Source organism: Arthrobacter sp. CJL-S3 (assembly GCF_056711635.1).
The window spans coordinates 1,460,661-1,486,049 of record NZ_CM160046.1 but is presented as its reverse complement, the minus strand read 5'-3'; the positions used below and the strand labels follow the sequence as shown (position 1 = coordinate 1,486,049).

The window sequence follows — 25,389 nt, the reverse complement described above, 5'->3', positions numbered from 1 at the left end:
CGGCCGGGCACGCAAAAACGGCCCTCCCGGTCCGCCGCAAGCGGTAGCCTGCGGCAGGCCGGGAAGGCCGTTATGGTGAAGCACGTTGCTGAGGCCCGCCTAGCTTGGACCTCCGGGGCTTAGGCCTCCAGGACCACCGGGATGATCAGGGGCTTGCGGCGGAGCTTGCGGTTGACCCAGGTGCCGACCACGCGGCGGACAACCTGCTGCAGCTGGTGCGTGGTGTGGTCCGAGCGGTTGAGCACGGCTTCTTCCAGGGCGGCGTTGATCTTGGGGATGATCTCGTCGAAGACGGAGTCGTCCTCGGCCACGCCGCGGGCGTGGATCTCGGGGCCCGAGACGACCTTGCCGGTGGCGCGGTGGATCACCGTGATGATGGAGATGAAGCCTTCATCGCCGAGCGTCTGGCGGTCCTTCAGGTCCGCTTCCGTGACTTCGCCAACGCTGGAGCCGTCGACGTAGACGAAACCGACCTCGACCTGGCCGACGATGTCGGCCTGGTGGTCCCGGAGGTCGATGACGGTGCCGTTGTCCGCGAGGAGGATGCTTTCCTCGGGGACGCCGGAGTCCAGGGCGATCTTGCCGTTGGCGATCAGGTGGCGGGTTTCGCCGTGCACCGGCATCGCGTTGAGCGGCTCCAGGATGTTGTAGCAGTACAGCAGCTCGCCGGCGGCGGCGTGGCCGGAGACGTGCACCTTGGCGTTGCCCTTGTGGATCACGTCGGCGCCGAGCTTGAGCAGGCCGTTGATGATGCGGAACACGGCGTTCTCGTTGCCCGGGATGAGGCTGGAGGCGAGGATGACAGTGTCGCCCTGGCCGACGACGACGCGGTGGTCACCGTTGGCCATGCGGGACAGGGCCGCCATCGGCTCGCCCTGCGAACCGGTGGACATCAGCACCACGCGGTTGTCCGGCAGGTTGTCGATGTTCTTGATGTCGACCAGGATGCCCGGGGGAACCTCAAGGTAGCCGAGCTTCTCGGCGATGGCCATGTTGCGGACCATCGAGCGGCCGACGAAGGCCACCTTGCGGTTGTGGTTGGCCGCGGCGTCGAGGACCTGCTGGACGCGGTGGACGTGCGAGGAGAAGGACGCGACGATCAGCCGCTTGGAGGCCTGGCCGAAGAGCCGGTCCAGGGTGGGTCCGATTTCCTTCTCGGCGGTGGTGAAGCCCGGCACGTCGGCGTTGGTGGAGTCCGACATGAACAGGTCCACGCCTTCTTCGCCCAGCTTGGCGAAGTGGCGGAGGTCGGTGATCCGGCCGTCCAGCGGCAGCTGGTCCATCTTGAAGTCACCGGTGTGCAGCACGGTTCCGCCGGAGGTGCGGAGGAACACGGCGAGGGCGTCGGGGATCGAGTGGTTGACGGCGACGAATTCGCATTCGAACGGACCGAACTTCTGGACCTGTCCCTCGGTGACGGTCTGGGTGACCGGCTTGATCCGGTGTTCCAGCAGCTTCGCCTCGATGAGGGCCAGCGTCAGCCGGGAGCCCACCAGGGGAATGTCGGCGCGCAGGCGCAGCAGGTACGGGACGGCGCCGATGTGGTCCTCGTGGCCGTGGGTCAGAACGACGGCGACGATGTCATCGAGGCGGTTCTGGATGTAGGAGAAATCGGGCAGGATCAGGTCCACGCCGGGCTGGGTTTCCTCCGGGAAGAGGACGCCGCAGTCAACAATGAGCAGCTTGCCGTCGATTTCGAAAACGGTCATGTTGCGGCCGATCTCCCCCAGGCCGCCAAGCGGAACGATCCGCAGGGTGTCCTTGAGCAGTTTCGGCGGCGTGACAAGGCCGGGAAGGGCGGTTTGGGTCATAATGCACTACTTTCCAGGCGGTGACCGGCCTGGTCTCTACTCATCAGAAAGAACACCTGATCAGGAAAAGACCATTCCAGCTTCCGCCAAGTCCTCGCGGATGGTTTCGATCTCAGCTTCGTCCGGCTCCACGAGGGGCAATCGGACAACCGAGTTGGGCAGGACTCCCTGCCACTTAAGAACTTGCTTAGCAGCAACAGCACCCTGAATGTGGGTCATCACTGCACGGACCAGAGGGTCCAGTTCGAAATGTATGGTGCGGGCGGTGGCGAAGTCGCCCGCAAGTGCGGCATCGATCATGGCGCGGAACTGCCGCGACGCGACGTGCGCGGAGACGCTGACAAGCCCGACGGCGCCCGCTGCCATCCACGGCAGGGTCAGCCCGTCGTCGCCGGAGTACACGTCCAGGTCCGTGTTCGCGAGGACCCGGGTCACGGCGGCGAAGTCGGCCTTGGCGTCCTTGAGCGCCACGATGTTCGGGTGGTCCGCGAGCCGGATCATGGTTTCGGGCAGGATCGGCACGCAGGAACGGCCCGGGATGTCGTAGACCATCACGGGAAGATCGGCGGCGTCGGCGACGGCTTCGATGTGCGCCTGGATGCCCGCCTGGCTCGGCTTGTTGTAGTACGGGGTGACGATCAGCTGGCCATGCGCTCCGGCTTTGGCGGCGCGCTTGGCCATTTCGATCGAGTGGGACGTGTGGTTGGTGCCGGTTCCGGCGATGACCTTGGCCCGGTCCCCGACGGCCTCCACGATGACGCGGAAGAGCTTTTCCTTTTCGTCGTCTTCCAGCGTGGAGGTCTCCCCCGTGGTGCCGGAAATGACGAGGGCGTCGTTGCCGTCGTCGACGAGCTTGTTGGCCAGCTCGGCGTTCTGCTGGTAGTCGACCTCACCGTCGGAAGTGAAAGGCGTGACCATGGCGGTCACGAGGGTTCCGAACGTGTAAGAGCGGGTATCAGAGTCAGCCATATGAAAAACGTTACCCTGTCCCCGGCGTGATCCGACAATGGCGGCAACGTGATGAAGATCAAACCCGGCCCCGCTGCCTCACCCGGCGGCCGGCCCGCGGGAGGCCGGGGCAGGGCGATTCCGGGCCGGGCGTTCCCGGGCATAGCGGTCCAGGGCGCTGTAGTGCAGGGTCGCGGTCAGCACTTCGGTCCCCGTGCCGGCCGCCTGCCGGATGAGACGTCCGTCCGGTCCCCAGAAGCCGCTGCCGCCCGCCGAAGGACCGGATTCGGTGGTGCCGCCGAGGTTGGCCAGCACGCTGAACATCCGGTTGTCCATGGCGCGCGCCCCCAGGTGCAGGGCCAGCCGGTGGTCCTCGCCGGCGGTGTAGAGGGCCGAGACGGCATAGATGTCGGCACCGGCTGCCGCCGCGTGAACCGGGCGGGCGGCGTCCAGGCAGATGGCAAGCGCGATCTTCCAGCCGTCCAGGTCCAGGATGACTGTCTGGTCTCCGGCGCGGAAGGCCTGCTGCTCCGGGCCGTGGAGCGACACCTTGAAGCCGGTGTCCAGCCCGCCGTTGGGATGCAGCGCGAGCGAGGCCAGCCGGGGCGTGCCGTCCGCTTCCCGGAACGGGGCGCCGACGACTGCGGTGATCCCGGTGCGGCGGCAGATTTCCCGCAGTCCGTTCAGCCGCGGGTCCGCGGCGGTCACCCACCGCGCCGGGTCCGCCAGCCGCGTGAGGTCATAGCCGGTCAGGGACAGCTCGGGGAACACCACGAGCCGGGCGCCGTGGTCATCCGCGTCTTCGATAAGCCGGATATGTTCGGCAACGTTGGCGGGAATGCCGCCGTCGAGGGCCGTGTACTGGATGGCGGAGAGCGTCAGCGCGGTGGTCACCCTGCCATCCTAGGCACCGCGCCCCGCCAGCGGCAGGCCGCCCGGGAGGAGGAGAAGGAGAAGGAGGAGGAGGACAGGCCGCAGCCGCTGCGTCAGGCCGCCGGGGCATCACCGCCCGGCGGGGCATCATTGCCCGGCGGGGCGGTGCAGTAGCGGCCCACCGCGGTTTCGCGCAGGGACTCGGCCCAGGCCGCGAGGCGCTGCGCGGCCCGCACGTAATGGAACAGCTCGGTGGGGGTCAGGGATTCGAGGTCGGTCTCGGCGAGCCGGCGGGCAAGTTCGGCCCCCGGGGCCTGCGCGGACAGGACGGTGCCTTCGCGCTGCCACTGGACGTCCTCGGCGGCTTCGCCGGCCACCAACTGCCGGAAGAGGAAATCCACGACGCCGGGGCTCAGCGCCTTGAGGACACCGGACCCCGCGTCCGGGACGCGCTGCTCCTGGCGGAGGGAGCGGCGCGTCCCGGATGCGGGGAAGACGGGCTCTGGTGTGTTGTTCATGGGCCCATGGTATTCGAACATATATTCGAATACAAGAGGGCCGCGGCCCCACAGCTTAAGGCAGGCTGCCGCACAGGCGGATATGAGACGATCGAGACATGACCCCGCGCGGAACAGCCTCCTCAGCCAGGACCGCCCGGGGCCGGGCCGGGAGCAAGACCGGAGCCGGCAAAACCGGCAGCCCCGGAGCGCGGCTGTCGGGCATCGACGCCGCCCGAGGGCTGGCCCTGCTGGGCATGATGGCCACGCACATCTTTCCCACCTTCGAGTCCAATGCCCAGCTCTCCCCCACCTGGGTGGGGCTCGTGTTTTCCGGACGCGCCTCGGCTTTGTTCGCCGTTCTCGCGGGAATCGGGCTGGCACTGTCCACCGGCAAGCAGCAGCCGCTGCAGGGTCCGCAGCTGTGGGCGGCCCGCCGGGGCATCGCGCTCCGGGCGCTGGTGATCGGCGCCGTCGGCCTCTCCCTGGGCGGGCTCGAAGTGAACATCGCCATCATCCTGGTCCACTACGCCGTGTTGTTCCTGTGCGTGCTGCCGTTCCTCGGCCTGGACGTCAAACACCTGCTGGTGCTGGCCGCCGGCTGGGTGCTCGTGAGCCCCGCGCTCGCCTTCCTGCTGCGGCCCTGGCTCCTCGTGGCCCAACCGCCGCTGCAGCTGGGCCACAACCCCAAGTGGGAGGATCTGTCCACGCCGGCAGTGCTCCTCGGGGACCTGTTCCTGACCGGCTACTACCCGATCCTCCAGTGGATCACCTATTTGCTGATCGGCCTCGCGATCGGCCGGCTGGCCCTCAACACCGCCGCTGTCCCGGTCCTGCTGATTGCGGTGGGAGCCGCGGCGGCAGTCCTGGCCAAGTGGTTCAGCGTGGTGATGATGGAGGACTGGGGCGGCCGGGCGGCGCTGCAGGAGACCCTGCTCGATCCCTCGTATCCGCTGGAGAGCCTCCTGCAGGTCAACCTGGCCGGTGTGGACCAGACCGGCTCCGCCTGGTGGCTCGCCTCCAGTGCCCCGCATTCGGGCACCACGCTGGATCTGCTGCACACCTCCGGGGTGGCGGCCGCCGTCGTCGGCGTCTTCCTGCTGCTGGGCCGGCTGGTCCAGCGGATCGGGCTGGACGTGCTGCTCCCGCTGCGCGGCGCCGGTGCCATGACCCTGAGCTTCTACACGGCCCACCTGTGCGTGATGGCCTCACTGTACGGCCAGCCGCTGCCGTCCGGGTGGACGGTCGAGGGCATCTACTGGGCGCAGGCCGTGGCGATCCTGGTCCTGGGCGGAATATTTGCGGCACTGGCGTGGCGGGGGCCGCTGGAGTGGGTGGCGCATGCCGCCAACCAGCTCGGCCGCTACCAGCCGGCGCGCATCCGGTAGTTCAGCCGGCGCATCCGGCAGCCCGCTATCCGCGGTTCAGGCCTGGCGGGATCCCGTGCGGTACAGCCGGACGGCGTCACGCATCGAGGCGCGCGCCCGCTTGCGGTCGCCCGCGGCGTCATAGGCGCAGCTGAGCCGGAACCAGGAGCGCCAGTCCTCCGGCGCGGCTTCCGTCTCGGCCCGGTACTTCTCGAATTCCAGGTCCGCGGCCTCGCGGATGATCCTTCCGGCGGGGGTGCGCGGCAGGTTGTCCACCGGCAGGCCGCCCTCGGCTTCGAGGATTTTCGCCAGCTTCTCGGTGCGGGCGCCGAAGAGCAGCTCGCGGACCAGGGCCCACGCTCCGATCACCGGCAGCAGCAGGTACGCCACGCCGAGGGCCTGGGCCACCGGGTTGGCGTCCGTTATCAGCAGCACCGCGCGCTGGAAGGACACCACGAGATAGAAGACCAGCAGCAGCGTGACGGCGCCGACCCAGATCTTGGTGCGGTTGGCTTTGAACGCAGTCAGGACGTTGGCCACGGCGCTCAGAGCCCCAGGTCCAGGTAGCCGTCCAGGCCCACCGTGAGGCCCGGCCGGGAGGCGATGTTGCGCACGCCCAGCAGCACGCCGGGCATAAACGAGGCGCGGTCGAAGGAGTCGTGCCGGAGGGTCAGCTGCTCCCCCGGACCGCCCAGCAGGACTTCCTGGTGGGCCACGAGGCCGCGGAGCCGGACGCTGTGGACCCGGACGCCGTCGACCTCGCAGCCGCGGGCGCCGGCGAGCTCGCTTGTGGTGGCGTCGGGGCTGGCAGGGAGGCCGGCGGCGGCACGTTCGGCGGCGATCAGCTGCGCGGTGCGCACGGCCGTTCCGGACGGGGCGTCCACCTTCTCCGGGTGGTGCAGTTCGATGATTTCCACCGATTCGAAATAGCGCGAGGCCTTGGCCGCGAACGCGGAGGCCAGCACGGAGCCGAGGGCGAAGTTCGGTGCGATCAGGACTCCGACGCCGGCCTGGCCGGCGAGGAGCTCCTCGAGCCGGGCCAGCTTGTCGGCGTCCCAGCCGGTGGTCCCGACGACGGCGTGCATGCCGTGTTCGACGGCGAAGCGGACGTTCGCCTCGGTGCTCTCGGGGACCGTCAGGTCCACCACGATCCGGGCTCCGGCGTCGACGAGGGTGTCCAGGGAGTCGTTCCGGCCCAGCGCGGCGACAAGTTTCAGGTCCGCGGCGGCCTCGACGGCGGCCACCGCTTCGGCGCCCATGCGCCCGTTCGCGCCCAGCACGGCGACTGCGAGTTGTTCGGTCATGCCATCAACCCTACCGCCGGGGCGGGTGCCGGCCGGAACCGGCGGCCCCGCGTTACAGGCCCCCCGGGGGGCGCTGATCCCCGTGTTTAGGGCCCGGGGTTGTGGGGCCGGATCAGGCGCCCGCGCCGACCCACTCGACCGTGCCGTCGGTGAAGAACTGTTCCTTCCAGATCGGAACCTGGGCCTTGACCCGGTCCACAAGTTCCGAACAGACCGCGAAGGCCTGGCCCCGGTGCGCGGCGGAGACGGCGCAGACCAGGGCGGGGTCACCGATCTCCAGCATCCCGATCCGGTGGGCCACCCAGATCCGCACCGGCTGGGCCGGCGCGCTGCCGGTTTCCCCGGCAGTCCCGCCGGATCCTGCGGCGGCCTGTTCGGCGACGAGCTGCGCGACGACGTCGGCCATCACCTGGTGCGCCGTCGGGTGCGCACTGTAGCTGAGCCGCTGGACCGGTTTGCCGCCGTCGTGGTTCCGGACCACGCCGCTGAAGCTGACCACGGCGCCCGCGGTGTCGGATTCGACCGCGGCGATGGCCTGGTCCACGGAGATGGGGTCGGCGCTGAGCACCGCGTTCACCACGTCAAAGGTCGAGTCAGTGGCCATGGCTGCCCTCCAGCTGGTCGCACACGTGTCCGAGGATGGGATCCAGCACGCTGAGGCCGTCCATCACACCCTTCGGGGATCCGGGGAGATTGACGATGAAGGTCTGGCCGGCGGCGCCGGCGTGGCCGCGGCTGAGCATCGCGAGCGGGGTCTTGGCGGTCCCGGCCCCGCGGATGCCTTCCATGATGCCCGGGATCTCCCGGTCCAGCAGGGGCAGGGTCTGTTCCGGGGTGGCGTCGGTGGGGCTGAGCCCGGTGCCGCCGCTGGTGATGATGACAGCCGGCGCCTGGGTCAGGAGCGCGCGCAGGGCGGCGCCCACGGCCTCGCCGTCCGGAACGACGAGGGCCGGGTAGGTCTCGAAGCCGTGCTCGGTGAGCCAGTCGATGATGACCGGTCCGGTCAGGTCCTCATAGATGCCGGCCGCGGCCCGGGTGGAGGCAATCACGACGCCGGCCTTGCGACCGGTGGCTTCGCCGTGCCGGTGTGGTTCGGGCATGCTCATAGTGTCCAGTCCCCGCTCTTGCCGCCGCTTTTGGCCAGCACCTTGATGTCCGTCAGCACCGCGTGTTTGTCCACGGCCTTAATCATGTCGTACACGCTGAGGGCGGCCACCGAGGCCGCGGTCAGCGCTTCCATCTCGACGCCGGTGACCCCGCGGGTCTTGACCGTGGCGAAGACGGTGACCGTGTCGGTGTCGAGCTCGAAGTCGATCGTGACCTTCGCGATCGGCAGCGGGTGGCACAGCGGGATCAGCTCCGCGGTCTTCTTGGCCGCCATGATGCCGGCGACGCGGGCGACGGCGAGGGCATCGCCCTTGGGCAGGTCGCCCGTGCCGAGCAGGGACAGGACCTCGGCGGTGCTGCGGACCGTGGCGGTGGCGGTGGCCTCGCGGGTGCTCTCCGCCTTGTTGGTCACGTCCACCATCTGGGCGGTGCCGTCCTGCCGGAGGTGGGTCAGGCCTGGGGTTCCCGTTGCGGGGTGTTCTTCGTTCACAGCATCCATACTTCCACCTCGGCGCCCTCGGCGAGCGCGGCAATTCCTTCCGGGACCTGGATCAGGGCGTTGGAGTGTGCCAGGGCGCTGACAAGGTGCGAGCCGGCGCCGCCTTCCAGCCGGACCGTGCCGTCGGGAAGGACAGTGCCGCGCCGGACCTGGTGCTTGCCCGCCGGGGACGTCAGCGCCTCGGCCAGCCGTGCCCGGACCACCGGGCGGGGCGCCGGCGAGCCGAAGAGGCTGCCGAGCGCGGGCCGGAGGAACATCTCGAAGGAGACAAAGCAGCTGACGGGGTTCCCCGGGAAGCCGAGGACCGGGACGCCGTCGAAGGTTCCGATCCCCTGCGGGCCGCCGGGCTGCATCGCGACGCCGAAGAAGTCGACGTTGTGGCCCTCCATCGCCTGCCGGACCACCTCGTACGCGCCCTTGCTGACGCCGCCGGTGGTCACGATGAGGTCCACGTCCGCCGCGTGCCGGCGCAGCAGGCGCGCGAGTTCCTCCGGGCGGTCGGTGGAGATCCCGGTCCGGGTGACGTGGAGACCGGCCTGGCGCATGGAGGATTCCAGCAGCGTGGCGTTGGAATCGTAGATCTTGCCCGGCCCCAGGGGGCTGCCCGGTTCCACGACCTCGTCGCCGGTGGTTGCCAGCAGGATCCGCAGCACCCGGTAGACGGGGGCCTCGGTGAAGCCCAGGGCGGCCAGCAGTCCCAGCTGTCCGGGTCCCAGGTGGGTTCCGGCGGCCAGGGCAAGTTCCCCGGTGCGGATGTCGCTGCCCGCGTCGCGGATGAAGTTCCTGGCCGGGACGGCGGGCAGCCGGACCGTGGCCGGCACGCCGGGCGCGGGGAAGACCGCGGGCAGGGCCTCTTCAATCGGTACGACGGCGTCCGCCCCGGGCGGCAGCATGGCGCCGGTCATGATCGGGGCGGCTGTCCCGGGGGTCAGTTCAGGGGGTGCGGCACCGGCCGGCACGGGGGCGACCACGCGCAGTTCGGTGCCGCCGTCGGGCACGTCGGCGCTGCGGATGGCGAAGCCGTCCATCTGCGAATTCGCGAACGGGGGCAGGTCCAACGGCGCCACGACGTCCGCGGCGAGTCCCCGGCCCAGTGCCGCGAGGAGCGGGAGCACTTCAATCCGGTCCGGGCTCCGGAGCGGGGCCAGCAGCTGGCGGACGGACTCGCGGTGCGCTTCCACGGTGACGTGCCGTGTCTGGGTGCGGTGCATGCGTTGGTGACCCCTCGTCGTGAGCCATTGGCGTGGCACGCCGGCCCGGCTCCCCGGCCCGGCGTGGCGGCCGGCCGGTTAGGACTTCACGTCAACTCTAACCGTGTGAAAGCCGGTGGCGCCGTTGGGCACCACCGGGGCGCGTTCCTCCACCTGCACGGCACCGTTGAGGTCCGTGGCGCGGACCTGGACCTCGTACTGGCCGGGTGTCAGCGGCAGCTCCAGTTTCCACTGGTACCAGGTGTCCCGGGAGATCCCGGGGGCCAGCTGGGCCTCCTGCCACGCGCCGCGGTTGACCCGGAGCTCCACCCGGCCGATCCCGGTGTGCTGGGCCCAGGCGACCCCGCCGAAAGCCACCGTCCCGGCGTTCACGGGGCGGCCGCCCCGGGGCACATCGATCCGGGAGGAGGTCTTGATCGGTCCCCGCTCGCTCCAGCCGCGGGGCGTCCAGTAGCCGACGTCGTCCGCGAAGCGCGTCACCTTGAGCTCGGTGACCCACTTGGTCGCCGAGACGTAGCCGTAGAGGCCGGGAACGATCAGCCGGGCCGGGAAGCCGTGCTCCAGCGGCAGCGGTTCGCCGTTCATCCCGACAGCCAGGAGCGCGTCCCGGTTGTCCGTCAGCACCTCGAGCGGGGTGCCGGCGGTCCAGCCGTCCGCGCTGCGGGACAGGACCATGTCCGCGCCGTCCTTTGGGCCGGCGAGGGCCAGCAGGTCCCGGACGGGCCAGCCGAGCCAGCGGGCGTTGCCGATCAGGTCCCCGCCCACCTCGTTGGAGACGCAGGCGATGGTGATGTGCCGTTCGACCAGGGGTTTGGCCAGCAGCGCGGCGAAGTCCAGGGAGATCTCGCGCTCCACGAGGCCGGTGACCTTCAGGGTCCACTGGCCCGGGTCCACCACCGGGACGCGCAGGGCGGTGTCGATCCGGTAAAAGTACTTGTTGGGGGTCACCAGCGGGCCCACCCCGTCCAGCCGGACCTCGGCTCCGGCCGGGATCGGCGGGGCCGGCGACGCCGGGACGGGGAGCACGAGTTTGCTGCGCACTTCATTCACGACGGCGGCGGCTCCCCGGAACGTCGCGGCAAGCACACCGGCGGCCGCGGCGACGGCGGCCGTCCCGCCGAGCGCCTGCAGGAAACGGCGGCGGGATGGAGGCTGCGCCGCGGCGTCAGGTCCGGCGGGGCCGCCGGGCGGCGGTCCGGCGTCAAGTCCTGACTCACGTCCGGCGTCGGGCCCGGCTTCAGGTCCGGTTGCGGGCCCGGCTTCAGGTCCGGCGTCGGGTCCGGCTTCAGGTCCGGCGTCGGGCCCGGCGTCGGTCTGCCACTCCCCCAGCCGGCCGATCAGCCAGTGCAAAAGGATCATGCCCACGGCGGCGGCGAGCAGCGGGGCCGGGATCGCGCTCCCGGTGAGTTCGGACCGGCCCAGGACGGCCGCCAGTCCGGCCGCGCCAAAGACGGCAATGACGGCCACCCCGGCGAAGCGGCGCCGCAGCTCCAGGATCCCGGACAGGGCAGCCAGCGCGGCGATGAGAAGCCCCATGCCAACCAGCAGCGCGGCCTTATCCGCCGTGCCGAACAGTGAAATGGCCCAGTCCTTCACGCCCGGCGGGACCACATCGATCACGGCGCCGCCGACTGCGGTCACCGGGGAGAGCGAGGGGCTCAGCAGTCCTGCCGCGAGTTCCCCCAGGGCAAGTCCCGTCCCGACGGCCACGACACCGGCGGCGGCCGCCCACCCGGTTGCTTGCCGGTCCGTCATCCGCGGCACAGGGGTTTGCGGGCCGGGGCCTGTTAGTGTGCCCGGCTGCCCGTGCTGGGAGGTGTTCACTCCTCCAGCATAGGTTCGCCAGCACAGGTTCGCGCCGTCCCGCCCGGATGACCAGGGCGTGGCCAACGGCACCGGGAGCGCAGCAGGAACACGGCGGAACCCCCACGACGCAATCCCGGGGCCGACAGGAGTGATGCTGGCGCCGAGGTGGCGTAGCCTGACTTTATGAGTGTTCAGCTTGGTATGCCCCAGCCCCGCGCGGAGGACAGTTCCGGCGCGGGCACCTCCGGCCCGCAGCCGTCCGGTCGCCCGGCCGGAATGCCCGCCGGCCTGGTCGACCGCTACGGCCGCCGTGCCACGGACATGCGGCTGTCCCTGACGGACAAATGCAATCTGCGCTGCACCTACTGCATGCCCGCCGAGGGCCTGGAGTGGCTGTCCAAGCAGGCGGTGATGTCCGCGGCGGAAATTGTGCGGATCGTCCGGATCGGCGTTGACATGCTGGGCGTGCGCGAGCTGCGGCTCACCGGCGGTGAACCGCTGGTCCGGGCCGACCTGCTGGATATCATTTCAGCGCTCCGCCAGGCCCACCCCGACCTTCCGATCTCCATGACCACCAACGCCGTCGGGCTGGACAAGAAGGCCGCCGGACTCAAGGCCGCCGGACTGTCCCGGATCAACGTCTCGCTGGACTCCCTCCACGAGGAAACGTTCACCCAGCTGACCCGCCGCCCGTTCCTGAACAAGGTCCTGGCCGGTGTCGACGCCGCCTGGGCCGCCGGGCTGGGCCCCGTAAAACTCAACGCCGTGCTGATGCGCGGCATCAACGACGCCGAGTCCCCCGCCCTGCTGGCCTGGGCGCTGGACCGCGGTTACGAGCTGCGGTTTATCGAGCAGATGCCGCTCGACGCCGACCACGGCTGGACCCGCCGGAACATGATCACCGCCGCGGAGATCCGTGAGCTGCTCTCGGTCGACTACGTGCTGAGCGCCGACCCGCGGGACCGCGACGGCGCCCCCGCCGAACGCTTCGAGGTCCGGGCCCGCGTGCCCGGCACGGCCGAAGCCACCGGACCCGTGCTGGGAACCGTGGGGATCATCGCCTCCGTGACCGAACCGTTCTGCTCCGATTGCCGCCGCACCCGCATCACGGCCGAGGGCAAGATCATGAGCTGCCTGTTCTCCCGCGAGGAAGTGGACCTGCTGGGGCTGCTCCGCGACGGCGCCAGCGACGAACAACTCGCCGAGCGCTGGCAGGACGCCATGTGGATCAAGCCCAAGGCCCACGGCATGGACCACGTCGGACTGGACGCCCCGGACTTCGTCCAGCCGGACCGCAGCATGAGCGCCATCGGAGGCTGAACCACCCGTGAACGTACGTTATTTCGCTGCCGCGCGCGCTGCCGCCGGCGTCGACGAGGAACGCTTTGAGCTCCCCGCGGGAGCCACCGTCGCCTCGCTGCTCGAGGCGATCCTCGCCGTCGAACGCCCGGAACCCCCGGCCGGAACGCCGCCACTGGCGCGCCTGCTGTCCCGGAGCAGTTTCCTGCTCAACGAGGTGGCCGTGCGGAACCGTGCGGCGGCGCTGAAGCCGGACGACGTCGTTGACGTGCTGCCGCCGTTCGCCGGCGGCTAGGCGGTATCAGCCGGCACTGCCGCGGTGCCAAGGGCCAGGCCCAGCAGCGCACCCCGGCTCCGGACCCCGGAGGCGGCGAAGATGAGTTTGAACTGGTCCTGCACGGTGTAGGGGCGGATCCGCAGGGCCGCCGCGAGTTCCGCCGTGTTGAGTCCGGCAGCGGCGAGGCCCAGAAGCCGGTGCTGCTGCGGGGTCAGGGCAAAGCAGCGGGCGAACACCTCCAGCCGGTCCGCCGCCGGGCATTCCTGGATGGTCACCGCGAGCGGAGGGGATGCCCCCGGCCGCCCGGTGTCCATCCGGGTGGAGCGCAGCAGCGCCCAGGCGCCGAGGCCGACGGGGACACGCGACATGGCCGGGTGGGAGTCCACCCCGGCTTCCCGTGCCAGCAGCTGAGCGGCGACATTGAGCACCTCCGCCGGAATACCCTCGTACGGCCGGGGCCCGCGCTGCAGCAGGCCCAGCCAGTCGCTCGCCGAGGCCGTCTGTCCCACAACGGCCAGCCCCTCGTCCAGGGTCAGCACCGCCTGGGGCGGCAGTGGCTTCCGCACGGCCTGCCACGCGGGACCGCTCCCTTCCGCCTCCCGCCGGCACTGTGCGGCCCGGCTCCGGCGGAGGCCGGCCGCCAGCAGCGGCGCCGCGGTGGCGAGATAGTCAGTCTCCGGCTCAGAGAAGGTGCCGTCCTCCGCTGCCCGCCACAGGTCCAGCCACCCCCAGCAGCCATGTTTGTCAGCGAACACTGTGGAGAGCACGTCCGTCACCCCGTAGCGGACCAGCAACCCGTTCCACAGCGGACTGCGCTCCGGACGGCCGCCGGTGGCCATGAGCAGGGTCGTGGCCGGCCGGACCTGTCCCATCAGGGCCGTCCAGCGGCCCTCGGGCGTCAGATACTTGAGCCGGATCAGCTCCGGCAGCTCTTCCGGGCAGGGAATCCGGGCCATCGGGGAGGTGCCCGTGGCCGATCCGGGGTCCGCCAACGGCCAGGCGAAGGCGCTGAACGGCACCATCCGGCCCAGCTCGGCCAGCACTCCCCGACGCAGTTCCCTGTCGTCGGGCACGTCCCGGCAGAGTTGCCCGATGCGTTCCAGACTCCGGCTCAGCGCCCAGCTGGTGGTCATGAATTCAGTATGCCCCCCGCCAGATTTCTGGGATACCGCCCGCTGCCCGGCCGCCCTAACGTGGAGTATCCCTGCAGACAGGGAGCCGGCAGTGAGACGGCAGCTCACAGGAAACGGAAGGACTGAGTGCGATGTACACCCTGCAGATAGAACACGAAATCACGGATTTTGACCTGTGGAAGTCAGCGTTCGACCGCGATCCGGTGAACCGCGCGGCGTCGGGGGTCACCGCGCACCGGATCAGCCGCCCGGTGGACGATCCGCGCTACGTCGTGGTCGAACTCGATTTCGAGCGCCGCGCCGAGGCGGAAGCGCTCCTGGCAAACCTGCACGCGAATGTCTGGAATTCCGCCGCCGCCCCCGCGCTCCGGGGCGCCCCGAAGACCCGGATCCTGGAGTCCGCCGCCTGACACACCGGCGGGCGGCCAGCGGCGGCTGCATTGCCGCTACGCGACCGCCAGCGCCTCCCGCACGGTGTCCGCGACGGCGGCAGCGCCGGCAGCGCCCATGATGATCGTGTAGTGGTTGACGTCCGGTATCTCGCGGACGGTCAGGGCAGGCAGCTTCTCCGCCCAGGCATCCAGATAGCCCGGCCCGTACAGGCCGCCGGGTTCGTCCAGCAGGCCGCGGGGGGCCCGCAGCACCAGGGTCTCCACCGCGAGCTCATCCAGGGCTTTCAGGAGGGAGGGGCCGCGGTGCAGTTCCGCGGTGTCGTCCGCCATCGCCTCGTACCGGGTGGCCGGCCGGAGCACGGGTTCCTCGCCGGTGAGGTCGTAGTCGACGTAGTCCTCCACCAGCGGACCCCAGTCCGCGCTGAAGGCCGGATGCTGCTTCCAGTAGCTGCGGTAGGCCTCCCGGCTGGGGAAGGTGGCGTTCAGCCGCTCGGCCGCCGGCCCCAGCACGGTGGCGATGACCTGCTCGTCACTGAGTTCGGCCGGCACCTGCAACGGCAGTCCGCCGTCGACCAGCACGAGGGACCGCACGCGCTCCGGGAACAGGTTCGCGAGCACCACGGAGGCGAAGGCGCCCATCGAATGGCCCACCACGACCACCGGCCCGCTGCTGAGCGCGTCCAGTACGGCCGCGAGGTCCTCGGCGTGCGAGGGCATCCCGTACGGGGCGGGCAGGGCGTTGCTGCGGCCCCGGCCCCGCAGGTCCGGGGCGATGATCCGGACCTCCGGCAGGGCCTCTGCCAGCGCCGGCCAGGCCTTGTGCGACGCCGTCACCCCGTGCACGGCGAGGATGGTCGGCGCCGCCGGGTCCTCGGGACCCCAGAGGGCGGTGTGCAGGGTTCCGCCACGGACCTGGACCTCGGTGGTCCGGTAACCGGAGGTGCTGGCTGGATTGTTCATGGGGCTTTCCCTTCCAGGGTCGGGGTGGCGGCGGGTCCGAGGGCGGCGCCCGGCGCGGGGGCGAGCGCGCGTTCGATGAACTGCATCATTTCCTCAAAGACTTCCTCCGGGACGTCCGGCCGGGCACCCTGAGCGGGGACGGCGCCCTCCTCATCCCACAGCACCCAACGCATGCCGATCAGCTCGCCGATGCCCATCAGGGCCCAGGCCGCGACGGTGGGATCCATGTCCCGGACCTCCCCGCTGAGCTGCGCGGCTTTGAGCCCCTCGATGTAGCCGTTGACGATCCGGGTGTAGTGCAGCCGCAGGGCCCCGGGCGAGACGAACTCGGCCTGCCGGATGATCCGGTACAGCGCGGGGTGTTCCGCGGTGAACCTGAAGAAAGCCCGGAAGCCGGCACGTTCGGCCTCGAGCCGGGTGCCTGCAGAGCCGGCGGCTTCCGCCATGGCGTGACGGACGCGCCGGTTCAGGTCCTCGACCACCTCATCGAAGATGGCCTGTTTGCCCTCGAAGTAGAGGTAGAAGGTGCCGAGGCCGACGCCGGCCTCCTCGGTGATTTTCACGATCGAGGCCTCGTGGTAGCCCACCGAGGCGAACACGGTCTCGGCTGCCTGCAGCAGCTTGGCCCGGGTCCGGGTGCCCCGCGCGGTGCGCGGCGCGGCGCTCACCGCCGGCCCCGTCCGCGGGCAGGGACGCGGCCTTGCCGTCGGGTCGTCCCGCCCGCGCGCGCTCGTCCAGTTGCTGCCGCAGCTGCCCGCGCAGCACTTTGTTCAGCGCCGTGCGCGGCAGGGCCCCCACGGTCTCGATCCGTCCGGGAACCTTGAACCGCGCCAGCCGGGCCGCGCAGTGCTCCAAGAGTTCCTGTTCATCGGTGGCCATGCCGGGCCGGATCACCACGAAGGCCACGCCGGTTTCGCCCCAGCGCTCGTCCTCCACCCCGACGACGGCGGCCTGCGCCACCGCCGGGTGGGCCAGCAGCGCCGCCTCGACCTCGGCGGGGGCGACGTTTTCGCCGCCGGAGATGAAGATGTCCTTGAGCCGGTCCACGACTTTGATGTAGCCCTCGGCGTCGCGCTCCACCAGGTCGCCGGTGCGCAGCCAGTCCCCGGCCAGGACGGCGGCCGTCGCGACGGGGTCGCGGAAGTAGCCGGCGAAGACCCCCGGGCCGCCCACCAGCAGTTCCCCGGCGGCGGCACCGTCCAGGATCTCCCCGGTCACCGGGTCGGCGACCGCGACGGCCACATGCGGGTACGGTTTGCCCGAGTACCCCACCATCCGGGCGGCGTCCTCGTTGGCCAGGCAGAGCACATTGGGGGACGCCTCGGTCAGCCCGTAGCCCTGGCTCAGCGCCACTCCCCTGCGGTGCCAGATCCGCAGCAGGGGCGCCGGCATCGGTGCCCCTCCCACCACGGCGTGGCGGAGGCTGCCGAGCTTTGCGGTGGCGAAGTCCGGGTGTTCGGCGAGCATCAGGTACTGGGTGGGGACGCCCATCAGCATGGTGACCCGGCGCTCCGCGATCAGCTGCAGCACCCGGCCCGGCTCGAAGCCGCGTTCCAGCACGACGGTGGCGCCGGTCCACCAGGCCAGCAGCGGCTGGATGTTCCAGCCGCCGACGTGGAACTGCGGCAGCACGGCCAGCACAACGTCGGTGCTGCCCAGATCCATCGTCCGGGACAGCGAGAGGTTGGTCCAGAAGCAGTTGGCGTGGGTCAGCACGGCGGCCTTGCTGGCGCCCTCGGTGCCGGAGGTGAAGATCATCAGCAGGGGGTCGTCGTCGCGCACTTCCCGCGGCGCTTCGAGCCGGCGCACCCCAGGCCCGCGTAGTTCGAGCCCGCTGGCGTCCACCGCCGCGGTGCCCGCGGGGGGCACCGCGGCGGGCAGCACGCGGGACGGCGGGGGCACGGACTTTTCGATGCCGCCCGGGCCCAGCGCGGCGGTCCGGGGCCGGTGCGCCAGCAGGGTGCAGGCGCCCGCGGCGAGGGACTCCAGCTCGTCCTCCACAAGCAGCAGCTGGGGATCGGCGAGCTCAAGCTGCGCGGCGAGTTCCCGGGGTGAGAGCCGCCAGGACAGCGGGACGAGGACCAGCCCCGCCTTGGCGCAGGCGAAGAACACCACGACGTGGTCCGAGCTGTTGCCGGTCAGGGTCGCGATCCGGTCCCCCGTCATGTAGCCGGCAGCCGCCAGGCCGGCGGCGAGGCCGGCCGCCCGGCGTTCCAGTTCGCCGTAGGTCAGCGTGCAGCCGCGGTCATCGACGGCGATCCGATGCGGGGTGGCGAGGCTGCGGTCGGTGGTCCAGCGGCCCAGGGTGTGCAGTCCGTCAGCGGGGGTCATGCCGATTCCTCCAGGATCTCGCGGGACGTCGCGGTGCTGTCATGCCCGGTCCTGTCAGGACCGGTCCTGTCATTGCCGGTGCCGTCATTACCGGTGTGGTCGTGTCCGGTGGACCGGCCGCGCCGGTTGCGGCGCTGGGCGAGCCGCTGCGCGGCGCCCGTCAGGCCGCCCGGCAGGAAGAGCACCACGAGGATGAACAGGGTGCCCAGGATGAACAAGGGCTCCGACAACGGTATCCGCAGGATGTCCGGCAGCGCATCGATGGCATCGGAGTTCGCGAGGGTCGTGAGGCGCTGGTCCAGGATGGTGTAGAAGACGCCGCCGATCACGGCGCCCCAGCGGGAGCCGACGCCGCCCAGGACCACCATAACGAGCAGGGTGATGGTCAGGTCGGCGGAGATGGCCCGCGGGACGGCGCCGCTCTGCAGGAGGAGGAACACCATGCCGATGATGCTGACCAGAACGGCGGAGACCACGAAGATCAGCAGCTTCACGAGGTACGGCTGCAGGCCCAGGACACGGACGCGGAGTTCGTTCTCGCGGACCGCGGCGGCGAGGTGTCCTGCGCGGGAGGACTCCACCCAGGTGACCACGATGAAGACCACCACCAGCACCGCCAGCGCCAGCCAGTAAAGGTTCCGGGTATTGACCACGCCGACGAGGAAGTCGGGCAGGTTCTCCGTGCGCAGCGTCAGGCCTTCGTCTCCGCCGGTGGTGCCGTCCGGGTTGCGCCCCACGATCACCGAGCCGGCCTGGGCGAACGCGAGCGTGACCATGGCGAAAGGGATGCCGCTGACCCGCAGGCTGATGCTGCCCACCACGTGGGCCAGCACAATCACGACCAGCAGGGTCAGGCCCATCGCGGGCAGCAGCGGGATGTCCAGGTTCTGCAGGATGATCGCCAGCCCGTAGACGCCGGCGCCGAAGTAGAGGGCATGGCCGAAGGAGAGCAGTCCGGCGACGCCGAGCAGCAGGTGGTAGGTCAGGGCCGCGGCGGCCATCAGCATGCACATTGCCAGCAGCTGCAGGGATCCCGGGGTGTAGGTGGGCCCGGGAAGCACCCCGGGCAGGGACAGGTTGAGCAGCGGCAGCAGGATCAGGAGCACGATTCCGGCGAGCCCGGCGGCGGCGCCGGCGGCCGTCCGGCGGGTCAGGCGTGGACGGGCCGGCGGTGTGGAGCCGGCGGCAGCCGCCGTCCGGCGGGACCCCGCGGGGTTCCCGGACGCGCCGTCGGCGGCTGTGGTGCTGGCGGCTGTGGTGCTGCCGGCTGCGGTGCTGCCGGCTGTGCTGTTGCTGTCTGTGCCGGTGGCGGCGGTGCCGTTAGTGTCGGCGGCGTCGGTATCGGTGGTCATGAGGTTCTCCCGAGCAGGCCGGAGGGACGGAACAGCAGTACGAGCGCCAGGGCCAGCACGACGACGAAGTCGCCGGTGCCGCCGAGGTAGAAGTTGGCGAACTGCTGCAGCACGGCGACGGCGACGGCGGCAATGGCCGCGCCGGTCAGCGAGCCCAGTCCGCCGATCACGGTGACGATGAAGGCGAAGATCAGCAGCGAACCGCCCAGCATCGGCGAAACGTAGCCGAAGTAGTGCGAGGCCAGGACCCCGCCGAGGCCCGCGGCGGCACCGCCGATTGTGAAGACGAGGGTGAAGGCCTTCCGGACGTCGATGCCGAGGGCCGTCACCATGGACCGGTTCTCGACGCCGGCCCGGATGATCATGCCGTAGCGGGTGTTCTTCAGAAAGAACACCATGGCGAGCAGCACCAGGACGGCCGCGATGATGCAGACAAACCGGTCGTTGGGTACACGGGCGCCCAGGATCTCGGTGGTGTCCTTGAACCAGGCAGGTCCCTGGATGAACACCGGGTCGGTGCCCCAGATGCCGTCGAAGAGGGCGACCGCGGCGAGCGAGAGGCCCAGAGTGATGAGGAGCTGCTCGATGTGCCGCTGGTACAGCCGGCGGATCAGCACGAACTCGGTGAAGGCGGCAAAGGCGGCGCCGGCCGCGGCCCCGACCAGCAGGGAGAGCAGGAACGTCCACCAGTCGTCCGAGCCGGCACGGCGGGCGACTTCCCAGCCGGCGAAGGCCCCGAGGGTCAGGAACGCGCCGTGCGCGAAGTTCAGCACACCCATCAGGCCGTAGATCAGGGACAGCCCGGCGGCGACGAGGAAATACAGGGCGCCAAGGCCCAGGCCGGTGAAGAGGAGCAGGACGACGGTACTCACAGGGCGGCGCCTTTCCCTGAGGTTTCCCGGGCTGTGTTTTCCCGGGCTGTGTCCTCCCGGGCGGTGTTTTCCCGTACGGGGGTTTCCCGGGCTGTGTTTTCCCCGGAGGGGCTTTCGGCGGAGACACCCAGCAGCCGCTGGGTCAGCTCGGCGTCATCGAGGAATTCCAGCGCGCTGCCCGTGTGGACCACGCGGCCGCCGGAGAGGACGACTGCGCCTGCGGCGAGCTGGCGCACAACGTGCAGGTTCTGCTCGACCAGGAGGATGGGGACGGTCTTCGCTGCTTCGGCGAGGGTCTCGGCGACCTCGGCGACGATTTTCGGGGCCAGGCCCTTGGTGGGTTCGTCGACGAGCAGGATCTTGTTCGTGTTCAGCAGCGCGCGGGCCAGCGAGACCATCTGCTGCTGGCCGCCGGAAAGGGTCCCGGCCATCTGGGCGGACCGGGCCAGCAGGTCCGGGAAGAGCTCCTCGACGAGCTGGCGCCGGGGCGCGTCGTCGCGTTCGGCGAGCCGGAGATTCTCCGCCACGGTGAGCTTGGAAAACACCTCGCGGTCCTCGGGCACGTAGCCCACCCCGCTGCGGATGATCTTGAACGTCGGCTCCTTCTCGATCCGCACGCCGCCGAGCTCCACGGCTCCGGTGCGGTCGATCAGGCCAATGATGGCCTTGATGGTGCTGGTCTTTCCGACGCCGTTGCGGCCCAGGAGCGCGGTGATGCCGGTGGCCGGGACGGTGAAGGACACGTCCTCCACGACCTGCTGACCGGCGATATGGGCGTTGAGTCCCTCAATCCTGAGGATGGGTCGGGCGTCCGCTGCGGCGGTCATACGGGCTCTCCAAGGTAGGCACTCTGTACGGTCGGGTCCGACATCACGGCTTCCGGGCTGTCCAGGGCAAGCAGGCTGCCGTGGTGCATCACGGCCACCCGATCCACGAGGCCCAGGACCACGTCCATGTGGTGCTCGACCATCATCACGGTGCAGCCGCGGTCCCGGTGCATTCCCCGGATGATCGCGGTGAGGGACGGGACGTCCCCCGACGCCACCCCGGCCATGGGCTCGTCCAGGAGGACGACAGCGGGATCCGTCGCCAGTAGGACGGCGATCTCCACCTTGCGCTTCTCGCCGTGCGAGAGGTCCCCCGCCGCCGTCGTGAGCTGGCCGGTGAGCCCGACCTCCGCTATCGTGCCGCGGGCAATCCGGGTGGCCTCGTCGGAGGCGGAGGGGAATCGCAGGATGCTGAAGCTGCCGCCGAGTTTCGCCTGGGCGGCGAGCCGGACATTTTCCAGCACGCTGAGCCGGGGAAACAGGTTGGAGGTCTGGAAGGTCCGTCCCAGCCCTGCCTTGGCCCTGCGGTGGACCGGCGCGGACGTGATCTCCCTGCCGTTCAGCGTGATGCTGCCCGTGGTGGGCCGCATCACGCCGGAAATCAGGTTGAACAACGTGGTCTTGCCGGCCCCGTTGGGGCCGATAACGCCGACCATTTCGCCGGTGCCGACCGCGAAGCTCACATCCTGGAGGATGCGGGCGCCGCCGATCTGCAGACCGAGGCCGTCCACCGCAAGGGCGGGCAGGGCTGGGGAATTCATTCGGATCCTTTTGTCTCTCGCTGGGGCCGTGGGGGTGGTGCGCGGCGCTGTGCTGTGTTGTGCGGAAGATATCCGGTGTTTTCCGGGCCTGCCCGGCACAGCGCCGCGCCGGGCTACTTCTTTTCCGGCGGGGCGACGGTGTCGCCCGCAACCACCTTGATGAGCTCGGGGGCCCAGCTGCCGCCCGTCTGGACGAGCTTGACCTGGTACATGTCCTGGACCAGGGCGTGGTCCGAAGCGCGGACCGTCTCCTTGCCCTTGGGGCCGTCGAAGCTGAAGCCCTCGAGCGCCTTGACCATGGCGTCGGCGTCGGAGCCGCCTTCCTTGATGGCCTGGACGATCATCTGGCCGGCCACGAAGCCGTCGGGGGTGAAGAGGTCCGCTTTCTGGCCGGCCTTCTCGACTGCGGCGATCATCTTCTTCTCCACCTCGGTGCCCGCGGCGCCCGGGAAGTAGTGGTTCAGGAAGCTGATCTTGGAGGTCGCCTCACCGTAGGCGCCGAAGGTGGCGGCGTCGCCGAGCCCGGTAACGACCGGGGCGGCGTCAAAGGCGCCCTGCTGGCTCAGGGTCTGCCACATGGTGCCGGATGTGGCCCCGGCCCATGCGACGAAGACCATGTCCGGCTTCGCGTCGATGAGCTGGCGGGCGAAGGGGGTGAGCTCCTGTCCGTCCGGCACCAGGACGGCTTCCACGGTGGCGCCCTTGGCTCCGAGGACGGCCTTGACGGCGGCGACGTTGCCCTGGCCGAAGGCGTTGTCCTGCGCGAAGACGACGACCTTCTTGCCGTTGGTGTCGATGAATGAACCGGCCGTGGCGACGTCCTGCAGGCTCTGGCGGCCCGAACGGAACGTGTACTTGTTGATGCCCTGGATCGCGTCGGTGGCCGCCGGCCCGGAGATGTACAGGACCTTGTTCTGCGCCGCCTGTTCCGCCAGCTTGAGCGCGATGCCGGAGCTGACCGTGCCGCCGATGATCTTGTAGCCCTTGCCGATCATGTCCTTGGCGGCCGTCACGGCCTTGTCCGGATCCCCGCCGTCGTCGGCGTAGGTGAGGTTGATCTTGGCGCCGTTCACGGCGCCGGTCCCGCCGGTCGCGTGGTCGATGCCGGCCTGCAGGCCCTCGTAGTAGGTGGCGCCGTAGGCCGCCAGCGGTCCGGTCTTGGAGTAGATGATGCCGACGTCGACCGGCTCGGCGGCCTTCGTGCTGCCAGACTCGGCCGGCGCTGCGGTGCCGGCCGTGGGGGCACAGGCGCTGAGGGCGAGCCCGGTGGCCATAACGGCGGCCATCAGGAACTTCTTTGTATCCTTCACGGGATGCCTTTCGTTGAGAATCCGCGGAATCTGAGCAGGAGATCTGAGCAGGAGATCTGAGCAGGAGAGCTGGCTGGAATTGTACTGAACCTGAAAGGTGATTCAGATTACGGCAAATCTATGATGCGGCTCACAGCGTGTCAACGGATTTCAAGAGCGGCTTTGCAACGTTATGGCAACGGTTTGGGGCGCGACGCATGGCAGTCCATGGCTGTGCCGCCACGTCGGATCAAGTGCGGGAGCGTCCGGCGGTCGGCGGGATCAAGTGCGGGAGCGTCCGGCGCTGCGTCGGATCCAGTGCGGGAGCGTCAGGCGGGGACGGCGGTGTCCTGGGTAACGCGCCGGCAGACCGTGGTCATAAAAGGCGTGAATTCGCTCGCGGAACCCAGCCGGAGTCCGGCCGTGTGCGTCAGCACGCCGTCGTCGACCCGGAAGGTATGCCGGGACGTGCCGCGCTCGCTGCGCCGTTCCATGGTGAGGGTGCCCTCCTGCCAGTTGGCGCGCGCCGGCGCTTCCGGGGGCAGACCCATGCTGTTGACGTGGTACCAGAGGGTGTCCGGGCGGTCCGGGTCCATGGTGAACACCCCGTGGCCCTCAAAACGGGTGCCGTCGGCTTCCGTGTGCCGGTAGCTGTGCGTGACGGCCAGTCCGGCGGCGGCGCGGGCGAACGTCAGTTCGATGGCGGCGGCACGCGCCGGCCCCCACGGCGTGGCCTCCCATCGCGTGGTGCCGGTCCAATGCCCGAGGAACGCCTCAAGCGCCTCGTGTGCACTGCCTGGCAGCGGCCGGTCCATGACTTCCTTCCCGGGGTTCCTTCCAGATGGGGTCCTCCCGAGTGACCCGTCCCCATCATCACGCGGCGCCGCCTGCCCTGTCTAGGTCCGCGCAGGCCACCCGGGCCGGTGCAGGCCCAGTTCAGCGGCCTGCAGACCCAGCACAGCGTCAGGCGGGGCCGGTCCTCAGAGGCCGAAGGTCTCGGTTTCCTCGAAGGGACCCACCACCGTGACGGTCCGCGGGGCGGCAGCGAGTTCGCGGGCGAGCTCCTGGACTTCGGCGGCAGTGACGGCCTTGATCTGACGCAGGGTCTCGTCGATGTCCTGGTATTCACCGGAGACGAGTTCGGCCCGGCCCAGCCGGGACATCCGGGAGCCGGTGTCCTCCAGGGCCAGCACGATTCCGCCGCAGAGCTGCCCGACGGCCTTCCGGAGTTCCTCCTCGGAGATGCCGCCCCCGGCCAGCTTGTCCAGTTCGGCGCCGAGCAGTTCAAGGACCTGCCGGACCTTCGACGGCGTGCAGCCGGCGTACATGCCGAAGTAGCCGGCGTCGGCGTAGGAAGAGGCGAAGGAATAGGTCGAGTACACCAGTCCACGCTTCTCGCGGACCTCCTGGAACAGCCGGGAGGACATGCCGCCGCCGAGCACGGCGTTGAGCACGCTCATGACGAAGCGGCGGTCGTCGGTGGCGACGATGGTGGGGCAGCCCATGATGATGTTGGCCTGCTCCACCGGGCGCTTGACGACGTGCAGGCCTGCGGTGCCGGTGATGGCCGCGCGGTCGGTGGAGCGGCGCTGCACGGGGGCTGCATCGGGTTCAAGGCTCCAGCCGGCGGAGTGCAGGGCGTCGACGACGAGGCCGCAGACGACGTCGTGGTCCAGTCCCCCGGCGGCGGTGATGACGAGCTCGTCCGGACGGTAGTAGCGGCGGTAGTGGTCCCAGACGGAGTCGCGGGCGACGGCCCGGATGGCGTCCGGGGTTCCGCCGATCGGCCGGCCCAGCGGGTGGGTGCCCAGCACTGCGGCAACGAAGTGTTCGTGGGCGACGTCGGTGGGGTCGTCGCTGTCCATCGCGATCTCCTCGAGGATGACGTCGCGTTCCTGCTCCATCTCCTGCGGGTCCAGCACGGCGCCGGTGATCATATCCGCGATGACGTCGATGGCCATGGGGAGATCGGTGTCCAGCACGCGGGCGAAGTAGCAGGTGCTCTCCTTCGCCGTGGCGGCGTTGGACTCGCCGCCGACTTCGTCGAAGGCCGAGGCGATCTCGAGGGCGGTACGCCGCTTGGTGCCTTTGAACAGCAGGTGCTCCAGGAAGTGGGTGGAGCCGTGCTGCCCGGGGGCCTCGTCGCGCGAGCCGACGCCGACCCAGAAACCGATGGTGGCCGAGCGCTGGCCCGGCATCGCCTCAGTGAGCACACGGACGCCGCCGGGCAGGACCGAACGGCGCACCTCGGAACCGCCGTCGGCGCCGTGGATCAGGGTGTCAGCGTGCTGGTTCTGCTCAAGCGGCAGGGGGACGACAGTCATCAAGGCCTTTCAGTAAACACGTGCCAAATCTGCCTGCAATCGTACCAGCGGCATACCGCCCCACTCGTCGGGCCGCGGCACCGGGGAGCCACTGACGACGGCGGCCGGCATCGCCGCCGCCGTTAACGGCGGCGGGGCCGGTGGATGAT

General features: G+C 70.1%; 26 protein-coding genes. 4 read left to right on the top strand and 22 right to left on the bottom strand.

Features of this window, described 5'->3' with window-relative positions; genetic code table 11:
• Window positions 1-119: 119 nt before the first annotated feature.
• From AC06G6_RS06650 to AC06G6_RS06635, 4 genes are all read right to left on the bottom strand, one after another.
• A complete protein-coding gene (locus AC06G6_RS06650; RefSeq protein ID WP_307458489.1) occupies window positions 120-1,811 on the bottom strand; it encodes a ribonuclease J in 1,692 nt (563 codons plus the stop codon).
• 60 nt (window positions 1,812-1,871) lie between these two features.
• Complete coding sequence (dapA, locus tag AC06G6_RS06645; RefSeq protein WP_307458493.1) at window positions 1,872-2,780, bottom strand: 4-hydroxy-tetrahydrodipicolinate synthase; 909 nt, start codon at window positions 2,778-2,780, stop codon at window positions 1,872-1,874.
• Between the two features lie 78 nt (window positions 2,781-2,858).
• On the bottom strand, window positions 2,859-3,653 hold the full coding sequence (locus AC06G6_RS06640; RefSeq protein ID WP_479827503.1) for a carbon-nitrogen hydrolase family protein: 795 nt from the start codon (window positions 3,651-3,653) through the stop codon (window positions 2,859-2,861).
• 92 nt (window positions 3,654-3,745) lie between these two features.
• Entirely contained in the window at window positions 3,746-4,150 is a 405-nt protein-coding gene (locus tag AC06G6_RS06635; protein WP_479827501.1) for a hypothetical protein, read from the bottom strand.
• Between the two features lie 98 nt (window positions 4,151-4,248).
• On the opposite strand from AC06G6_RS06635, the gene AC06G6_RS06630 reads away from it, so the two are divergent.
• Entirely contained in the window at window positions 4,249-5,517 is a 1,269-nt protein-coding gene (locus tag AC06G6_RS06630) for a heparan-alpha-glucosaminide N-acetyltransferase domain-containing protein (protein ID WP_479827499.1), read from the top strand.
• Between the two features lie 36 nt (window positions 5,518-5,553).
• On the opposite strand, the gene AC06G6_RS06625 is transcribed toward AC06G6_RS06630, so the two are convergent.
• From AC06G6_RS06625 to AC06G6_RS06595, 7 genes are all read right to left on the bottom strand, one after another.
• Window positions 5,554-6,036 carry a hypothetical protein gene (locus tag AC06G6_RS06625; RefSeq protein WP_479827497.1) on the bottom strand — a complete coding sequence of 161 codons (483 nt, stop codon included), beginning with the start codon at window positions 6,034-6,036 and terminating at the stop codon, window positions 5,554-5,556.
• A 5-nt stretch (window positions 6,037-6,041) separates the two neighbouring features.
• Window positions 6,042-6,800, bottom strand: a complete 759-nt coding sequence (gene dapB, locus AC06G6_RS06620; protein ID WP_479827495.1) for a 4-hydroxy-tetrahydrodipicolinate reductase — start codon at window positions 6,798-6,800, stop codon at window positions 6,042-6,044.
• 112 nt (window positions 6,801-6,912) lie between these two features.
• Window positions 6,913-7,404 carry a molybdenum cofactor biosynthesis protein MoaE gene (locus tag AC06G6_RS06615; RefSeq protein WP_479827493.1) on the bottom strand — a complete coding sequence of 164 codons (492 nt, stop codon included), beginning with the start codon at window positions 7,402-7,404 and terminating at the stop codon, window positions 6,913-6,915.
• Complete coding sequence (locus tag AC06G6_RS06610; RefSeq protein ID WP_479827491.1) at window positions 7,394-7,906, bottom strand: MogA/MoaB family molybdenum cofactor biosynthesis protein; 513 nt, start codon at window positions 7,904-7,906, stop codon at window positions 7,394-7,396. The genes AC06G6_RS06615 and AC06G6_RS06610 overlap by 11 nt, the downstream gene beginning before the upstream one ends.
• Window positions 7,903-8,406 (bottom strand): cyclic pyranopterin monophosphate synthase MoaC, encoded by a 504-nt coding sequence (moaC, locus tag AC06G6_RS06605; protein WP_479827489.1) that lies wholly within the window; start codon window positions 8,404-8,406, stop codon window positions 7,903-7,905. Before moaC ends, AC06G6_RS06610 begins: the two co-directional genes overlap by 4 nt.
• Window positions 8,394-9,617, bottom strand: a complete 1,224-nt coding sequence (locus AC06G6_RS06600; protein ID WP_479827487.1) for a molybdopterin molybdotransferase MoeA — start codon at window positions 9,615-9,617, stop codon at window positions 8,394-8,396. The genes moaC and AC06G6_RS06600 overlap by 13 nt, the downstream gene beginning before the upstream one ends.
• A 78-nt stretch (window positions 9,618-9,695) precedes the next feature.
• Complete coding sequence (locus AC06G6_RS06595) at window positions 9,696-11,372, bottom strand: molybdopterin-dependent oxidoreductase (RefSeq protein ID WP_479828564.1); 1,677 nt, start codon at window positions 11,370-11,372, stop codon at window positions 9,696-9,698.
• Between the two features lie 234 nt (window positions 11,373-11,606).
• Here AC06G6_RS06595 and moaA point away from each other — a divergent pair, with 234 nt between their 5' ends.
• Window positions 11,607-12,743 carry a GTP 3',8-cyclase MoaA gene (gene moaA / locus AC06G6_RS06590; RefSeq protein ID WP_479827485.1) on the top strand — a complete coding sequence of 379 codons (1,137 nt, stop codon included), beginning with the start codon at window positions 11,607-11,609 and terminating at the stop codon, window positions 12,741-12,743.
• A 7-nt stretch (window positions 12,744-12,750) separates the two neighbouring features.
• Window positions 12,751-13,017, top strand: a complete 267-nt coding sequence (locus AC06G6_RS06585; protein WP_479827483.1) for a MoaD/ThiS family protein — start codon at window positions 12,751-12,753, stop codon at window positions 13,015-13,017.
• On the opposite strand, the gene AC06G6_RS06580 is transcribed toward AC06G6_RS06585, so the two are convergent.
• The gene (locus AC06G6_RS06580; RefSeq protein ID WP_479827481.1) at window positions 13,014-14,132 is read right to left on the bottom strand and encodes a helix-turn-helix transcriptional regulator; all 1,119 of its coding nucleotides are present in this window, start codon (window positions 14,130-14,132) and stop codon (window positions 13,014-13,016) included. The genes AC06G6_RS06585 and AC06G6_RS06580 overlap by 4 nt on opposite strands.
• Window positions 14,133-14,263: 131 nt before the next feature.
• Between AC06G6_RS06580 and AC06G6_RS06575 the strand changes: the two genes are divergently transcribed.
• Complete coding sequence (locus tag AC06G6_RS06575) at window positions 14,264-14,542, top strand: hypothetical protein (RefSeq protein ID WP_479827479.1); 279 nt, start codon at window positions 14,264-14,266, stop codon at window positions 14,540-14,542.
• A 36-nt stretch (window positions 14,543-14,578) separates the two neighbouring features.
• Here the strand turns inward: AC06G6_RS06575 and AC06G6_RS06570 are convergent, their stop codons facing one another.
• From AC06G6_RS06570 to AC06G6_RS06525, 10 genes are all read right to left on the bottom strand, one after another.
• Window positions 14,579-15,484: an alpha/beta hydrolase gene (locus tag AC06G6_RS06570; protein ID WP_479827477.1), complete on the bottom strand. Its 906-nt coding sequence runs from the start codon at window positions 15,482-15,484 to the stop codon at window positions 14,579-14,581.
• Entirely contained in the window at window positions 15,481-16,083 is a 603-nt protein-coding gene (locus AC06G6_RS06565; RefSeq protein WP_479827475.1) for a TetR/AcrR family transcriptional regulator, read from the bottom strand. Before AC06G6_RS06565 ends, AC06G6_RS06570 begins: the two co-directional genes overlap by 4 nt.
• The gene (locus AC06G6_RS06560; protein ID WP_479827473.1) at window positions 15,968-17,815 is read right to left on the bottom strand and encodes a class I adenylate-forming enzyme family protein; all 1,848 of its coding nucleotides are present in this window, start codon (window positions 17,813-17,815) and stop codon (window positions 15,968-15,970) included. Before AC06G6_RS06560 ends, AC06G6_RS06565 begins: the two co-directional genes overlap by 116 nt.
• Window positions 17,812-19,167, bottom strand: a complete 1,356-nt coding sequence (locus AC06G6_RS06555; protein ID WP_479827469.1) for a branched-chain amino acid ABC transporter permease — start codon at window positions 19,165-19,167, stop codon at window positions 17,812-17,814. The genes AC06G6_RS06560 and AC06G6_RS06555 overlap by 4 nt, the downstream gene beginning before the upstream one ends.
• A complete protein-coding gene (locus AC06G6_RS06550) occupies window positions 19,164-20,039 on the bottom strand; it encodes a branched-chain amino acid ABC transporter permease (protein ID WP_307458536.1) in 876 nt (291 codons plus the stop codon). The genes AC06G6_RS06555 and AC06G6_RS06550 overlap by 4 nt, the downstream gene beginning before the upstream one ends.
• The gene (locus AC06G6_RS06545; RefSeq protein ID WP_479827466.1) at window positions 20,036-20,866 is read right to left on the bottom strand and encodes an ABC transporter ATP-binding protein; all 831 of its coding nucleotides are present in this window, start codon (window positions 20,864-20,866) and stop codon (window positions 20,036-20,038) included. The genes AC06G6_RS06550 and AC06G6_RS06545 overlap by 4 nt, the downstream gene beginning before the upstream one ends.
• Window positions 20,863-21,627 carry an ABC transporter ATP-binding protein gene (locus AC06G6_RS06540; RefSeq protein ID WP_479827464.1) on the bottom strand — a complete coding sequence of 255 codons (765 nt, stop codon included), beginning with the start codon at window positions 21,625-21,627 and terminating at the stop codon, window positions 20,863-20,865. The genes AC06G6_RS06545 and AC06G6_RS06540 overlap by 4 nt, the downstream gene beginning before the upstream one ends.
• Window positions 21,628-21,740: 113 nt before the next feature.
• Window positions 21,741-22,937: a substrate-binding domain-containing protein gene (locus AC06G6_RS06535; protein WP_479827462.1), complete on the bottom strand. Its 1,197-nt coding sequence runs from the start codon at window positions 22,935-22,937 to the stop codon at window positions 21,741-21,743.
• Between the two features lie 308 nt (window positions 22,938-23,245).
• Window positions 23,246-23,731: a DUF1579 family protein gene (locus AC06G6_RS06530; protein ID WP_479827460.1), complete on the bottom strand. Its 486-nt coding sequence runs from the start codon at window positions 23,729-23,731 to the stop codon at window positions 23,246-23,248.
• Between the two features lie 165 nt (window positions 23,732-23,896).
• Window positions 23,897-25,240 carry a M16 family metallopeptidase gene (locus AC06G6_RS06525; protein ID WP_463874142.1) on the bottom strand — a complete coding sequence of 448 codons (1,344 nt, stop codon included), beginning with the start codon at window positions 25,238-25,240 and terminating at the stop codon, window positions 23,897-23,899.
• Between the last annotated feature and the right edge of the window lie 149 nt (window positions 25,241-25,389).

Coding starts and splice junctions, on each gene's coding strand:
- AC06G6_RS06650 (WP_307458489.1), bottom strand. CDS start 1,811: ATGACCCAAACCGCCCTTCCCGGCCTTGTCACGCCGCCGAAACTGCTC.
- dapA (WP_307458493.1), bottom strand. CDS start 2,780: ATGGCTGACTCTGATACCCGCTCTTACACGTTCGGAACCCTCGTGACC.
- AC06G6_RS06635 (WP_479827501.1), bottom strand. CDS start 4,150: ATGAACAACACACCAGAGCCCGTCTTCCCCGCATCCGGGACGCGCCGC.
- AC06G6_RS06630 (WP_479827499.1), top strand. CDS start 4,249: ATGACCCCGCGCGGAACAGCCTCCTCAGCCAGGACCGCCCGGGGCCGG.
- dapB (WP_479827495.1), bottom strand. CDS start 6,800: ATGACCGAACAACTCGCAGTCGCCGTGCTGGGCGCGAACGGGCGCATG.
- AC06G6_RS06615 (WP_479827493.1), bottom strand. CDS start 7,404: ATGGCCACTGACTCGACCTTTGACGTGGTGAACGCGGTGCTCAGCGCC.
- AC06G6_RS06610 (WP_479827491.1), bottom strand. CDS start 7,906: ATGAGCATGCCCGAACCACACCGGCACGGCGAAGCCACCGGTCGCAAG.
- moaC (WP_479827489.1), bottom strand. CDS start 8,406: ATGGATGCTGTGAACGAAGAACACCCCGCAACGGGAACCCCAGGCCTG.
- AC06G6_RS06600 (WP_479827487.1), bottom strand. CDS start 9,617: ATGCACCGCACCCAGACACGGCACGTCACCGTGGAAGCGCACCGCGAG.
- AC06G6_RS06595 (WP_479828564.1), bottom strand. CDS start 11,372: ATGACGGACCGGCAAGCAACCGGGTGGGCGGCCGCCGCCGGTGTCGTG.
- moaA (WP_479827485.1), top strand. CDS start 11,607: ATGAGTGTTCAGCTTGGTATGCCCCAGCCCCGCGCGGAGGACAGTTCC.
- AC06G6_RS06580 (WP_479827481.1), bottom strand. CDS start 14,132: ATGACCACCAGCTGGGCGCTGAGCCGGAGTCTGGAACGCATCGGGCAA.
- AC06G6_RS06575 (WP_479827479.1), top strand. CDS start 14,264: ATGTACACCCTGCAGATAGAACACGAAATCACGGATTTTGACCTGTGG.
- AC06G6_RS06570 (WP_479827477.1), bottom strand. CDS start 15,484: ATGAACAATCCAGCCAGCACCTCCGGTTACCGGACCACCGAGGTCCAG.
- AC06G6_RS06560 (WP_479827473.1), bottom strand. CDS start 17,815: ATGACCCCCGCTGACGGACTGCACACCCTGGGCCGCTGGACCACCGAC.
- AC06G6_RS06555 (WP_479827469.1), bottom strand. CDS start 19,167: ATGACCACCGATACCGACGCCGCCGACACTAACGGCACCGCCGCCACC.
- AC06G6_RS06545 (WP_479827466.1), bottom strand. CDS start 20,866: ATGACCGCCGCAGCGGACGCCCGACCCATCCTCAGGATTGAGGGACTC.
- AC06G6_RS06540 (WP_479827464.1), bottom strand. CDS start 21,627: ATGAATTCCCCAGCCCTGCCCGCCCTTGCGGTGGACGGCCTCGGTCTG.
- AC06G6_RS06530 (WP_479827460.1), bottom strand. CDS start 23,731: ATGGACCGGCCGCTGCCAGGCAGTGCACACGAGGCGCTTGAGGCGTTC.
- AC06G6_RS06525 (WP_463874142.1), bottom strand. CDS start 25,240: ATGACTGTCGTCCCCCTGCCGCTTGAGCAGAACCAGCACGCTGACACC.